Genomic DNA, 12569 nt, shown 5'->3' on the forward strand with positions numbered 1-12569 from the left:
CCGAGAGCGGAGCAAGGCCATTTAAGACCACGAACGCTGAGCAATACGCGAAGAAAAGCCCTCGCCACCGGATTTTTGAGAAAAACAGGGGGCGGAACAGAAACTCGGTCTCTGGCACGTTGTGAAACGAGTTGTACACCTCGGCCATTTCGCTATCTCGCAAAGAACCAGTCGTCGGGGGAAGCACCCAATGACCATGCCCGTCGGGCCCACCACTGTCGTGGTCATGGTGCATCCTAAAGCGTATCCGTATCAAATCGACGCTGCTCTACAACTCTTGGGTTATAGCTTGGTTCGGATCCCCGCTGCTCGTCCTCATTCGCGGGGAAGAATCGGATGAACCCGCGAGTGCTACCCTTAAACCCAATGGTCGACATTCACCACCACCTCCTCTCCGGCCTTGATGATGGCGCTCGCGACTTCGAAACCTCGGTCGAGATGGCCCGCATGGCCGCCGCCGAAGGCATCACCCACGTCGTCTGTACCCCGCACGCTAACGGCGAGTACGAGTTCAACCCTGCCATCAATCGTCAGAAGAGGGACGAGCTCCAGGCCGCGATCAACGCCGCAAACATTCCTCTCACGCTCGGCCTCGGCTGCGACTTCCACCTCTCCTTCGACAACATCGAAGCCGCCTTGAAGGACCACACCCCCTACAGCATCAATGGCAATGGCTACCTGCTCGTCGAACTTCCCGACTTCGGTCTTCCCAAGGGCCTCACCCAGACCTACTACGAGCTCCGCCTCGCCCACGCCACCCCCATCCTCACCCACCCGGAGCGCAACCAGACGCTCCAGGCCGACCCCAAGCGCATGGAAGGCTGGCTACGCGGCGGTCTCCTTGTCCAGGTCACGGCCGACTCGGTTCTCGGCAAGATGGGCAAGCGCGCCGAACTGATGGCGCACAAGTTTCTCGCCAACCGCTGGGTCCACTTCCTCGCCACTGACGCCCACAGCATGCGCGGCCGGCCGCCCCGCATCCGCGAAGCCCACGAGATCGTCGCCAGGAAGTACGGCCAGTCCTACGCCGATCTTATCTGCACCGCAAACCCCACTGCCGTCTTCAATGGACAGCCGCTGCCTGAACAGGAAGAGCCGCTGAACCTCTACGAAGACGGGGAGACGAAGTCCAGCTGGTGGAGCAGGCTCCTGGGCAAATAGCTCATTCCGGCGATCTCTGGACAAAGCTGAATTTACTCTCGTTCAAGCCGCGTTGCTCGTTCGAGCCGTCTTGATCGTTCAAGCTGGCCTTGCCTAAGGGCACGGCTTAGGCCGTGCCATAACCGTCGCCCTCGCAATGCGGCTTTAGCCGCTGAGGTACGCTTTCTAACCCGATCAGAAGACCTGCATTCGTTACGCCGCCGCGATATGCCGCGTCAACCCATCCTGCTCCTGCCGCGACTCCGCCCCAATCGTAAACGCGTCCAGCACCCCCGTTCCCAGCGCGTAACGAATCGCCTCTGCCGGCTTGTCGCGCAGATCACCCTGCCCCAGAATCTTCATCCCGACGATGCCCTTACCCTCCTCCCGCATATGCTGGATCACCGGAATCACCGCCTCCGGTCGCGCATCCATGTGCGACCCAATCGGATTCAGCCGCACGAGATCGACCTCTACCCAAGGCGATGCAGCCGCAGCCTTCAGCGCCGAAAAGCTGTGGCAAGAGACGCCATGCGCTCGAATGACACCCTTCTGCTTCGCCTCCGAAAGCACATCCATCACGCCGCGATAACGCGTCGTCCAATCCGCCTCGGTCACGCAATGAACCAGCACCACATCAATGTAGTCCACACCCAGCTCCCGTCGAAACCGGTCGAGATCGTCCCGCACTCCAGCAGGATCTCGCGTGTCCGTCTTCGTCAGAACCGTCACCTTGTCGCGCGGCAGCTGCTTCAGCGCGGACGCAACATAAGGATGGCTGCCATACGAGTCCGCCGCATCGAAGAATCGCAGGCCATTATCGTGATATCCATCCAACAACAGCCTTGTCAGCGGAGACATCCCAAGCTGCGTCTGATTCGACCGTCCGCCGTAACCGAACGTGCCCGTCCCCATCGCCAGCCGGCTGGTTCGGATGCCGGTCTTACCCAGCACGACCTCGTCACTTGCCTTGAACTTATTCGGAAGCGGTTCGGGCTCGAACAACGCCGCGCGAGCAACGGCTGAACCACCCAGGATAGCTGCGCCCAAACCTCGGGCCGACCTGCTAAGAAAGTCTCTTCTCCGCATGGCACGATCTCCTTGCGGAGTAGCATACGCCTGATCGTAGCGAAGATAGCGCATGCTGCTTCAACTTTTACTTGGACGTGACATCGAACATCGCATAAATTCTCCCTATGCGACGCATTGCAATCCTCCTCTGCAGCGCCCTGCTCTGCGCCCAGGCCCAGTCTCCCTCCAGCAAAAAGCCCTTCACTCCCGACATTCCCAAAGTCTGGGACGACGCTGCCATGGCCTCCATCGAGCTCCCTCGCGCCGCCAAGGTCGATGTACGCCCGCTCTCCAGCGCCTACTACTACACCATCCCCGAGCGCACTCTTTGGAAGACCTATCCCGTCTACGCTCCCGGCAAGGAGCCCAAAGGCTACTGGGAGTGGCTGCAGCGGCAGGAGCCGCAGGTCGCTGTCGACTTCGATAAGTTGAAGACCGAGGAGGACTGGATCAAGGCAGGCTCCATCGTCTTCGACTCCGCCAACACCTACGGCCCCCCGGATAAGGGCTTCATGCCCGTGCGTGATCCCGGCTGGTGGCAGGCCGTGAACCCTCCGACCACGCCCGAGGGCATCATGCCCTTTGAAAGTTATGTCATCCGCGAGAAAGGCAAGGTCGAGGTCGCCACGGACGCCTGCGCCGAGTGCCACACACGCGTAATGCCGGACGGCAAGGTCATTCGCGGAGCGCAGGGCAACGTCCCCTTCGGCCAAATGTTCGCCTACGCCATCCACAACATTCCGGAAAAGACGCCAGCCGCGCCCTTCAACGATGTCTTCTACGCAGCGCCCTGGATCAAGCCGGATCCATCACTTCCTCTCGGAGGCGGTGGCATCAAGCCCTTCCACGATCAACTCGCTTCGCTGCCTCAGGGCGTCAACCCACGCCAGGGAACGAGTCTTCTGTACCCGATCCAGATCCCCGACCTCATCGGCGTCAGGGATCGGCTCTACCTCGACCGCACTGGCCTCGAACAGAACCGCAACATCGCCGACCTCATGCGGTACGACGCGATCAACAACTTCATCCAGGAGATCACCAGCTACGACGGCTTCATCCCCAACAACGATCCCGGCGATACCAAGCTGCCCGACGCGAAGACCCAGACCCGCGACAGCGACCGCGCGCTCTACGCGCTGGCCATGTATCTCTACTCGCTGAAGCCACCAGAGAATCCGAACAAGTTCGACGCGCTCGCAGCTAAAGGCCAGAAAGTCTTCACCCGCGAGGGCTGCCCAAAGTGCCACACCCCGCCGCTCTACACCAACAACATGCTCACGCCGGTCGAAGGCTTCAAGGTCACGGATGAAGCGAAGGCGAACTACCGCATCATGCCCGTAGTCGTCGGCACCGATCCCTACAACGCCCTGAACACACGTCGCGGCACCGGCTTCTACAAAGTGCCATCGCTCAAGGGCGTCTGGTATCGCGGGCCATTCGGCCACAACGGCGAAGTCGCAACGCTGGAGGACTGGTTCGACGTCCACCGCCTCGACGAAAACTACGTTCGCACCGGCTATCGCGGCTACAACCTGAAGAGCAGCGCCGTCCCCGGCCACGAGTATGGACTGGATATATCGCCCGAAGAAAAGCAGGCGCTGATCACGTTTCTCAAGACTCTTTAGTTCTGGTCTTCAGAGTTGCGACAGCGCCTCCGGCTTCTACTAAGCAAGCGCCAGCGGTACCGCTTCTTCCCAGCGCCCCTGCGCCTTCAAAATAAGTTCAATGACCTCACGGGCGGTTCCGCGTCCAGCCAACCGCTGAGTGACAAAGTGGCAGACAGCCTTCAGTTCGGGCACGCCATCGGCAACGCAGACCGCGAGACCGGCTCTCTTCGCCAAGGGAATATCCGGCAGGTCGTCGCCCATGTAAGCAACCTCTTCCTCGGTCACCCCCGCCTTTCGCATACACTCCTCGAAGGCTTCGGTCTTGGTCGCCTGCCCCAGGTAAACAAACGTCACCTTCAGTTCCTGTGCGCGCTTGGCAACCGCGGGTGACTTCCTTCCTGTAATAAAGCCGGTCTGAATTCCCATGGTGTGAGCGAGCGACAGCCCTTGTCCATCCTGAGCGTTGAACACCTTCATCTCGGTAACAACCACCTCTGCAGAGGGATCTACAGAAGTAGACGAGATGAGACATACGCCGCCATCGGTCAGCGTGCCGTCTACGTCCATCAGAAAGAGTTTGACCTTACGGGCACGCGCCAGTACGTCGGGGCTGGCAAGAGAAGTTAGGGCAATGTCGGACATAGGGGCATCCTAACGCAAATATCTACAGCCCCAACCCACCATCCACCGCGAGCAACTGTCCGGTAATAAAGTGGGGCGCGGTCGCAAAGAACAAAACCGCCGCCGCCACATCCTCCGCGGAGCCGTTTCGCTGCATCGGTGTTCTCCGCGCAAACTCTTCGTACCCCGCGCCCACCTCGCCCTGCACAATCATCCCCGGCGCAACGCAGTTCACGCTGATCTCCGGCGCCCACGCCTTCGCCATCGTCTGCGAGAGCATGTGCAGCGCCGCTTTCGACGTGCAGTAATGCGCATGGGTGGCCCACGGATGCAGCCCGCCCAATGAGCCGATGTTCACAATCCGCCCACTCGCAGCCTGTAGTGCCGGATGCGCCGCCTGCGCTACCAGGAACGGAGCGCGCGTGTTCGTCTCGAACATCCTGTCCCACGCTTCCACGGAGATCTCTTCGAGCGCGACCGACTCGAAGGTCCCGGCGTTGTTCACCAGAATATCCAGCCGCTCAAACTCTTCGATGACCGCACCGACCGTCTGCTTCACATCTTCAGGGTCGCGTAGCTCGCAGCGAACGGCCATCGCCTCCACATCGAGCGCTGCAAGGTCCGCAACCGTCTGCTCCGCCTCAGCCTGTGAGCCTCCGAACGTGATCGCAACGTTCGCTCCAGCCCGTGCCAGCGTCAACGCGATCTCTCGCCCAATCCTCTTCGCGCCGCCGGTCACGAGCACGGTCTTGCCTGCCAACGGTCTGCTCATCTTGTCTCTTACTTTTCGTTACAGATTTGGCTTGGTCTCAGGTGCCGGAGGAGTCTTCGATTCTGCGTCCGGAGTAGCTGGAGGAGTTACGCTGGCAGGCGGAGGCGTAGTGGGCGGCCTGACAGGTTCCTGCACTCCCGGCTTGCGTTCGGAGGCCTTGCCGGAGTTGTCCACATACGCCGAAACCTGCGCCCGCGGACGCAGCATCTTAATGCTGATCTCTTTGGTCGTGGTGTCGATCATGTAATCTTCAGCGAACGTCGCGAAGCCGCCCGCAATCACCTGCACCCGCAACTTGCTACCGGTGGGGATCACGTCGATGGCAGCCTTGCCATCGGGGCCGGTCTTCACCTCGAGATTGCCCTCGTCCTTGCCATCCTTCTCCGGATTGAAGATCACGGCGGCGTTCGGAATGGGCTTGCCGTTGCTCGCCCGAACGATTTCGACCTCAATGTGAGAGGTATCCGGTGGAGCTTTGTACTTGCGGCCACGCGAATGATCCTGCGCAGATGCCATTGGAAGAACAGAAGCGAGACTGAAAGAGAGCAGCCCGGCCAGGCCGAGATAGCGACGAAGACACATGCACTGATTCTACCCCGGCGACACAGCGCTGACGAGCGGAGCGGAGGTCTTAGGCACCGCTTGATCCAACACGGGCGCGCCGGTCCGCGATCGAGCCGTCACTCGCATGTCTTCTCGGCAACTTGGACTCGGTGTCTCGTTTTGGTCCGCCAGTCGGCGAAGTCGATACAATCGTGAGACGTTGATGATCCAGAACAATGAACTCGACAAGGTTGGGCTGGAAGTAACGGACCTGTCCAATGGTGCGGCCTACGCGACAAGGCACCGGCAGTCCCGCAGCAGCACCCTGCAGATGGAAGGGCTCAACCAGCTCGCGCTCGCCTTCGTCGATCACCCCGAGACGATTATCCAGGAGCTGGTTACCGCGGCCGTCCGCCTGTGCGGGGCCGACAGTGCAGGCGTGAGCATCGAGCGAGAAGGCGGTACCGACGAGCAGTTTTATCAATGGATCGCCACAGCCGGCGAGTACAGTCCCTTCCTTAACGCCTCACTTCCCCGTTATCCAAGCGCCTGTACAGTGTGCCTGGAGCGTGGGACGCCGCAGCTATTTCGCGTGGATCAGCGCTTCTTCGACATCCTCGGCGTCGAGGCGGCGCTCGTCCAGGATGGAATCCTGCTGCCATGGCAGACCGATGAGATGCGCGGAACGATCTTTGTCATCTCCCACACCGAAGCAGAGGCCTTTGACGCAGAAGACCTTCATCTTATGCAGATCCTCGCTAACTTCGCCGCAATGGGAATAAGACAGCAACGTCAGCAGGAGAAGCTCCTGGCCCAGGCGCGTGCGACGGCTGCCATGGCCATGGCAAACGATCTGGCCCACGAGATCAACAACCCTTTGCAAAGCCTGACCAATCTGCTTTACATCGCGAAGCAGGAGAGCGGCATCGGAGATGAGCAGTCGCTTGCGCTCAAGCTCGAAAGCGACTTCGAACGCCTGTCCATCTTGACGAGAATTCTATTGACGCTTCCCCGTAAGAATGCTGAGGATCGCGTGCCACATTAGCTTCCATATTGGGCCGGGTCTCGTACTCCGGCCGGTGGAATGATTTCGAGCTCGCCAGCCTTCATCGACAAGGCGACCACTTAGTGTACATTGCGGCCATGCGCCAGAGATTGATCGCAGCATGCATCGTGGCGGCCATGTTGCCGTGCATTTCGACAAAAGCAGAAGACATCACCACCCGGGTCAAAAAGGCCGTCGAGCGCAACACGCTTGACCAACCCGGAACGAAACCGTTCCACCTCAAGGCGATCCTCTCGCCAAGCTTCGAGCGCGACAACTCTTCCGGGCGCTCCGGCGAAGTCGAGATTTGGTGGTTTAGCCCGGACAATTGGCGCCGCGAAGTGCGCTCGCCAGAGTTCCACCAGATCGAGATTGTCCATGATGGAAAGGTCTGGCAGAAGAACGAGGGAGACTACTTCCCAGAGTGGCTCCGCGAGACGGCCGTCGCCCTGGTCAAGCCGGTTCCTGATCTCGATAAGACGCTGCGTTACGTGAAGACAGGTGAAGAGAAGAATCTTGGTGGGACTCATGTTAGCTGGGTCGAGATGGGCACCGACGGGACCGTGAAGACGGGCGAAGAGAAGCATCAACTTGTTGAGACTCATGTTAGCTGGGTCGTGATGGGCACCGACGGGACCGTAAGTAAAGGCATCGGTGCTGGCCTCGACCTTGCCCCCAACGGCGTCACCTTCGCCAGCGGCATCGGTTACGACGCTGGCCTCAGCGAGCTTACCGACTTCCATGGACGCTACATCGCTCGCAAGGTGACGTCCGGCGGCGGCGGAGCCGAAGTCACCGCACGGGTCACTTCTCTCGAAGACCTTAACGAGTCCCCATCAAGGCTTCTCGATCCCGGTCCCAATCCGTCAGATCCCATCCTGGAGACCGCCGTCGTGGATGAAATTGCAGTTCGAAAGAACCTTCTTCCACAGGAAGTCTCAGGCTGGCCCACGCTGGAGCAAGGCCCACTCGAGGGAGTTCTGCTGGCCGAGGTCGTCATCGATCGCGAAGGCAAAATCCGCGACATGGGCAGCCTGCTGAGCGACAATCCGGGGCTCAGCGACGCAGCACGCGACCGGATCAGGCGTATGCGCTTCAAACCTTATCTTGTGAACGGCCTGCCGGCTCAGGTTGTCACGACGATCACCATGCCCTTCAAGACGAGCAGGCCAGCAGGTGTCGAGAGCTTCGAGAGTGCGAGGACTTACTTCGAGCACGGTCGAAAGGCAGACTTTCCTGCTGCGGCATCGAAACAGCCCTATATTCTGCAAGCTGAATTCAAGACACGCGGAAGTTCTGGCGCGGTGGAGACAGGAACCTATACGGACACCTGGCTCAGCGACAGCCAGTGGCGACGAGAAGCTGTAGTCGGCAACAGCCGCGTCATCAGGACGAGAAACGGCGAAAAGCGTTACGTAGTCACTGAAGGCCCGGAGGTCCCGCTGCTGCGGCTCGTTCTCATCAATATGGAGCCGATACCCGCGATCGACACCTTCGTCGAATCCGATTGGAGGATCAAGCGAGATGTGGTCGGCGGGGTTGCGGCCATTCGAGTGGCCCGAGGTTACGAAAACCCGGACGGAACCCCGGACCCGAAACAGTTCAACGCATACTGGTTCGACAACTCAGGCAGACTACTGCAGACCTTCAGCAACGGCTTAGAGGTGCGACTCCAGGACTTCCAGAGCTTCAACGACGTAAGCGTACCACGCAGGATCGATGTACTGAATGGCGGCAAGTTGGGGATGCAGATGAGTGTCACCAGTCTGGAGCCCGCCGGAACGGTCTCACCCGCCATCTTTGTACTCAAAGGCCATGAGTGGGTGAGGCAATTCACCGCCGAGGTGCGCTGAGGGCTATTCCGACCCCGTGCTGCACCCCTCCTTGAAACCTGCGCGTCTTTCACTCATATTTCACAATGCCGTGTTGACACGCCCCTCGGCGATAGCCTATCGTTAGCAGTCGAAGGGTAAGAGTGCTAACGCCTCTACCCCACTCACGACTGCGATCTACAGGCATCCGCCTTGGTCGTTCAAAGGCACCGGCAACTCGCGCGTCTCGCACCGTCGATTCGCGCCTAAAGAATGAAGGAGATACGAGTTATGGCAGCATCATCATTCACACCGCTTCACGATCGCATCCTGGTAAAGCGCGTTGAAGAGGGCGAGAGCATCCGCGGCGGCATCATCATCCCGGACTCCGCTAAAGAGAAGCCGCAAGAGGGCAAGGTCATCTCCGTCGGCAAGGGCAAGTCCAACGACGAGGGCAAGACCTTCCCGCTCGATGTCAAGGCTGGCGACAGCATCCTCTTCGGCAAGTACTCCGGCACCGAGATCAAGCTCGATGGCGAAGAGTTCCTCATCATGCGCGAAGAAGAAGTCCTCGGCATCCTGAAGAAGTAGCGCTTCGCGCCGTGTACCGCGCCCTCTTGGGCGCAAAACCTTAAGAAGCAGCAGCAAGAACAATTTTAGGAGCAACGAATCATGGCAAAGCAAATTCTGCACGGAGAAGATTCCCGCCAGGCGATCCTGCGCGGCGTCAACATCCTGGCCGACGCGGTCAAGGTGACCCTCGGCCCCAAGGGCCGCAACGTCGTCATCGAGAAGAAGTTCGGCTCGCCCACCATCACGAAGGACGGCGTCACCGTCGCCAAGGAGATCGAGCTCGGCAACGCGCTTGAGAACATGGGCGCACAGATGGTCCGCGAAGTGGCTTCGAAGACCTCGGACGTAGCCGGCGACGGCACCACGACCGCAACCGTTCTCGCCCAAGCGATCTACCGCGAAGGCGTGAAGACCGTCGCCGCTGGTGCGAACCCGATGGCGCTGAAGCGCGGCATCGACAAGGCCGTCGAAGCCATCATCGGCAAGCGCGATGAGAACGGCGTTGTCGTTGGCGGAGCCCTCTCCACCTTCTCGAAGCCTGTCTCCGGCGAGATGATCGCCCAGGTTGGCACCATCTCGGCTAACTCTGACTCGCAGATCGGCACCATCATCGCGGAAGCTATGAAGAAGGTCGGCAAGGACGGCGTCATCACGGTTGAAGAGTCCCGCACCATGGAGACCCAACTCGATGTCGTCGAGGGTATGCAGTTCGATCGCGGCTACCTCTCGCCCTACTTCGTCACCGACGCAGAGCGCATGGAAGCTGCCCTCGAGAACCCCTACATTCTCATCTACGAGAAGAAGATCTCTTCGATGAAGGACCTGCTCCCCCTGCTCGAACAGATCGCCCGCACCGCTAAGCCCCTCGTCATCATCGCTGAGGATGTAGACGGCGAAGCGCTCGCGACCCTGGTCGTCAACAAGCTGCGTGGCACGCTCAACGTCGCTGCCGTCAAGGCGCCTGGCTTTGGCGATCGCCGCAAGGCCATGCTGCAGGACATCGCCATCCTCACCGGCGGCAAGGCCATCACCGAAGACCTCGGCATCAAGCTCGAGGGCGTCAAGATCGAAGATCTCGGCACCGCCAAGCGCGTCACCATCGACAAGGACAACACCACCATCGTCGACGGCGGCGGAGCGGACGATGACATCTCCGGTCGTGTGAAGGAGATTCGCGCGCAGGTCGAAAAGACCACCTCTGACTACGATCGCGAGAAGCTCCAGGAGCGTCTTGCCAAGCTGGTTGGCGGCGTTGCTGTCATCAAGGTGGGAGCTGCAACCGAGACCGAGATGAAGGAGAAGAAGGCCCGCGTCGAAGATGCCATGCACGCAACCCGTGCGGCAGTTGAGGAAGGCATCGTCCCCGGCGGCGGCGTAGCGCTCATCCGCTGCACGCACGTTGTTGACGCTCTCATCAAGACGCTTGAAGGCGACGAGAAGATCGGCGCAGCTATCATCCGTCGCGCTATCGAAGAGCCGCTTCGCATGATCGTCTCGAACGCTGGCGAAGAAGGTGCGGTGGTCATCGGCAAGATCCACGATTCGAAGGACACTAACTTCGGCTACAACGCCGGAACCGGCGTCTACGAAGACCTGGTCGCGGCTGGCGTCATCGACCCAACAAAGGTAACGCGCACTGCCCTGCAGAACGCGTCCTCCATCGCAGGCCTGATGCTCACCACCGAAGCCATGATCTCCGAGATCCCCGAGAAGAAGGAAGCGGGCGGCGGCGGTCACAACCACGGCGGCGGCGGCATGGACGGCATGTACTAGGATCTGCCATCCAGGCAACCGCGCCTTTGGCGCAAAGACGAACGAGAAAGCCCCGGAGAAATCCGGGGCTTTCCTGCTGCGCTTCTTCTTTCACTGTGGAAGTGCATAATTGCTTATAGGAACCCACCCTTTCACGCGAGGGTCGGTGGTGCGCCGAAATTAAGATGCCTTTTCATGGCGAGATTGACTCCATGACTGAATGAGATCATTTGCAATGCTATTCAGAGCTTATCTTGATGACAGTTCGGATCAGAAAAAGCAAGCCATAGCTGTGGCTGGGGCCGCTGTGGGCACCAAGAACCAGTGGAAGGCAGTCACCGATTCGTGGAATAAACGACTCGATGCCGATGGAATCGAATACTTCAAGTATTTCCAATATCGCGCATTTAGGGGCCAGTTTTTTAAGTTCAGGAAGGTTGACCTGTACCCTCCCCCAAAGGGCTCCCATATCGCCGGTGCACTTTTTCAAGACCTTCAAGAAATCATCTCAAATTCGGGAGTGAGGGGGATGGCTCATGCTATACCTCTCTGCTCATACGCCGCTATTAGGAAAAGCAGCGACAGGGCTGCCTCCATTTTTCCTGTAGACCCGTATGAGGCGGCAATGCAAACCTTAATGGGAGAGTGCGCCGACAGGACTCAGGAAAGTGGAGAGAAAAACCGGGTTGCCTTTGTTTCCGACGACTCCAATACTTCTAGGCGCGTGTTACAAATCTATAAAGCATTCAAAACAATGAACCCCGATAAAGGGAAAGTAATGAAGACCCTGTTTTTCGGAGACGATAAGCTGTATCCGCAACTTCAGGTGGCAGATCTGATGGCAGGCTTGGTGAGAGAGATTTGCTTGACCGCGCGAATCGACCAACAACTGCACAAGAACATCGTCACTTTCACCATATGGTCAGACGAAATGATGATCGATATGCTCGCCAAACGTCTCGAATGGGATAGAGCTAACCAATCTTAATGAACCATTCCGTCACGGCGACCCAGAAGTGCTTCTGAGGCTTGATTCTGTTCCGCAGCTACAGATGCTCTTCACCTCTTACGTTGGTTTCTGATATTTCTATTTGCGGATGAGTTCTTGCAACTTTGCTGCTCCCGCACCTGATGTCGCCACGTCATCCTCCGACTTTCCGCCGCTAAAGGCGGCGATGATGTGGCCGCCCTTGATCGGGACGATCACGCCACCCTCCCAGCCGAACTCGCCCGTCATCGGTGGACGAACCTTGCTGCCGCTGTCCTTCAGAGTGTCCGCCATCTCCGCGGCCTTGGCATAAGCAATCGCCAGCAGGTTTGAGCCTTTGTCTGTGGCGGTCGGAGTGTCCTTCATCCGCCCGACGACAAGCATCTTTGAACTCCACGACTGAATCGAGTCACCCTCGAAGCAGGCGAGCACGGCTGCGCCGCCGATCTTCAACTCTTCGGCCTTCGCCTTCATCGTCTGCAATGCACTGGAGGCAGCGCGATCAAAACCTTTACAGGCTACGGCTTCTGGCTGTTGAGCGGAGGCATGTCCCATCATCAACACGAATAGGATAATGAACAGGAGTTTGCGAACGGATGAAGTGTGCATAGGCCTGCCATGGTACCTTCTCCGCATAACAAACGGC

12 protein-coding genes are annotated in these 12569 nt (G+C 59.1%); 7 read left to right on the forward strand and 5 right to left on the reverse strand.

The features are described from left to right. Window positions 1-336: 336 nt before the first annotated feature. Entirely contained in the window at window positions 337-1161 is an 825-nt protein-coding gene (locus tag OHL18_RS21825) for a tyrosine-protein phosphatase (RefSeq protein WP_263377003.1), read from the forward strand. Between the two features lie 192 nt (window positions 1162-1353). Here OHL18_RS21825 and OHL18_RS21830 read toward each other — a convergent pair whose 3' ends face one another. After that, entirely contained in the window at window positions 1354-2229 is an 876-nt protein-coding gene (locus tag OHL18_RS21830) for an aldo/keto reductase (protein WP_263377004.1), read from the reverse strand. 107 nt (window positions 2230-2336) lie between these two features. Here OHL18_RS21830 and OHL18_RS21835 point away from each other — a divergent pair, with 107 nt between their 5' ends. Beyond that, window positions 2337-3836, forward strand: a complete 1500-nt coding sequence (locus OHL18_RS21835; protein WP_263377005.1) for a hypothetical protein — start codon at window positions 2337-2339, stop codon at window positions 3834-3836. Window positions 3837-3875: 39 nt separating this feature from the next. On the opposite strand, the gene OHL18_RS21840 is transcribed toward OHL18_RS21835, so the two are convergent. The 3 genes from OHL18_RS21840 to OHL18_RS21850 are packed head-to-tail and all read right to left on the reverse strand — an operon-like array spanning window position 3876 to window position 5793. Next, on the reverse strand, window positions 3876-4460 hold the full coding sequence (locus OHL18_RS21840) for a KdsC family phosphatase (protein ID WP_263377006.1): 585 nt from the start codon (window positions 4458-4460) through the stop codon (window positions 3876-3878). 22 nt (window positions 4461-4482) lie between these two features. Beyond that, window positions 4483-5211, reverse strand: coding sequence for an SDR family NAD(P)-dependent oxidoreductase (locus OHL18_RS21845; protein ID WP_263377007.1), 729 nt, complete (start codon window positions 5209-5211; stop codon window positions 4483-4485). A gap of 18 nt (window positions 5212-5229) precedes the next feature. Next, complete coding sequence (locus OHL18_RS21850) at window positions 5230-5793, reverse strand: carboxypeptidase-like regulatory domain-containing protein (RefSeq protein WP_263377008.1); 564 nt, start codon at window positions 5791-5793, stop codon at window positions 5230-5232. A 184-nt stretch (window positions 5794-5977) separates the two neighbouring features. Here OHL18_RS21850 and OHL18_RS21855 point away from each other — a divergent pair, with 184 nt between their 5' ends. The 5 genes from OHL18_RS21855 (at window position 5978) to OHL18_RS21875 (ending at window position 11923) form a co-directional block, all read left to right on the forward strand. After that, the gene (locus tag OHL18_RS21855; protein ID WP_263377009.1) at window positions 5978-6799 is read left to right on the forward strand and encodes a GAF domain-containing protein; all 822 of its coding nucleotides are present in this window, start codon (window positions 5978-5980) and stop codon (window positions 6797-6799) included. A gap of 110 nt (window positions 6800-6909) precedes the next feature. Next, window positions 6910-8652: an energy transducer TonB gene (locus tag OHL18_RS21860; RefSeq protein ID WP_263377010.1), complete on the forward strand. Its 1743-nt coding sequence runs from the start codon at window positions 6910-6912 to the stop codon at window positions 8650-8652. Window positions 8653-8901: 249 nt separating this feature from the next. After that, window positions 8902-9201 carry a co-chaperone GroES gene (locus tag OHL18_RS21865; protein ID WP_184221635.1) on the forward strand — a complete coding sequence of 100 codons (300 nt, stop codon included), beginning with the start codon at window positions 8902-8904 and terminating at the stop codon, window positions 9199-9201. Window positions 9202-9282: 81 nt separating this feature from the next. Next, window positions 9283-10956, forward strand: coding sequence for a chaperonin GroEL (gene groL / locus OHL18_RS21870; RefSeq protein ID WP_317890522.1), 1674 nt, complete (start codon window positions 9283-9285; stop codon window positions 10954-10956). Window positions 10957-11170: 214 nt separating this feature from the next. Continuing rightward, complete coding sequence (locus OHL18_RS21875) at window positions 11171-11923, forward strand: DUF3800 domain-containing protein (RefSeq protein ID WP_263377011.1); 753 nt, start codon at window positions 11171-11173, stop codon at window positions 11921-11923. 99 nt (window positions 11924-12022) lie between these two features. Here the strand turns inward: OHL18_RS21875 and OHL18_RS21880 are convergent, their stop codons facing one another. After that, window positions 12023-12532, reverse strand: coding sequence for a hypothetical protein (locus tag OHL18_RS21880; protein ID WP_263377012.1), 510 nt, complete (start codon window positions 12530-12532; stop codon window positions 12023-12025). Window positions 12533-12569 lie beyond the last annotated feature (37 nt).

It is taken from the genome of Granulicella aggregans, from assembly GCF_025685565.1.
GTDB classification, from domain to species: Bacteria; Acidobacteriota; Terriglobia; order Terriglobales; family Acidobacteriaceae; genus Edaphobacter; species Edaphobacter aggregans_B.

Excerpts from the sequence above, each read along its gene's own strand:
- OHL18_RS21825 (WP_263377003.1), top strand. The coding sequence starts at position 337 with ATGAACCCGCGAGTGCTACCCTTAAACCCAATGGTCGACATTCACCAC.
- OHL18_RS21830 (WP_263377004.1), bottom strand. The coding sequence starts at position 2,229 with ATGCGGAGAAGAGACTTTCTTAGCAGGTCGGCCCGAGGTTTGGGCGCA.
- OHL18_RS21835 (WP_263377005.1), top strand. The coding sequence starts at position 2,337 with ATGCGACGCATTGCAATCCTCCTCTGCAGCGCCCTGCTCTGCGCCCAG.
- OHL18_RS21840 (WP_263377006.1), bottom strand. The coding sequence starts at position 4,460 with ATGTCCGACATTGCCCTAACTTCTCTTGCCAGCCCCGACGTACTGGCG.
- OHL18_RS21845 (WP_263377007.1), bottom strand. The coding sequence starts at position 5,211 with ATGAGCAGACCGTTGGCAGGCAAGACCGTGCTCGTGACCGGCGGCGCG.
- OHL18_RS21850 (WP_263377008.1), bottom strand. The coding sequence starts at position 5,793 with ATGTGTCTTCGTCGCTATCTCGGCCTGGCCGGGCTGCTCTCTTTCAGT.
- OHL18_RS21855 (WP_263377009.1), top strand. The coding sequence starts at position 5,978 with ATGATCCAGAACAATGAACTCGACAAGGTTGGGCTGGAAGTAACGGAC.
- OHL18_RS21865 (WP_184221635.1), top strand. The coding sequence starts at position 8,902 with ATGGCAGCATCATCATTCACACCGCTTCACGATCGCATCCTGGTAAAG.
- groL (WP_317890522.1), top strand. The coding sequence starts at position 9,283 with ATGGCAAAGCAAATTCTGCACGGAGAAGATTCCCGCCAGGCGATCCTG.
- OHL18_RS21875 (WP_263377011.1), top strand. The coding sequence starts at position 11,171 with ATGCTATTCAGAGCTTATCTTGATGACAGTTCGGATCAGAAAAAGCAA.
- OHL18_RS21880 (WP_263377012.1), bottom strand. The coding sequence starts at position 12,532 with ATGCACACTTCATCCGTTCGCAAACTCCTGTTCATTATCCTATTCGTG.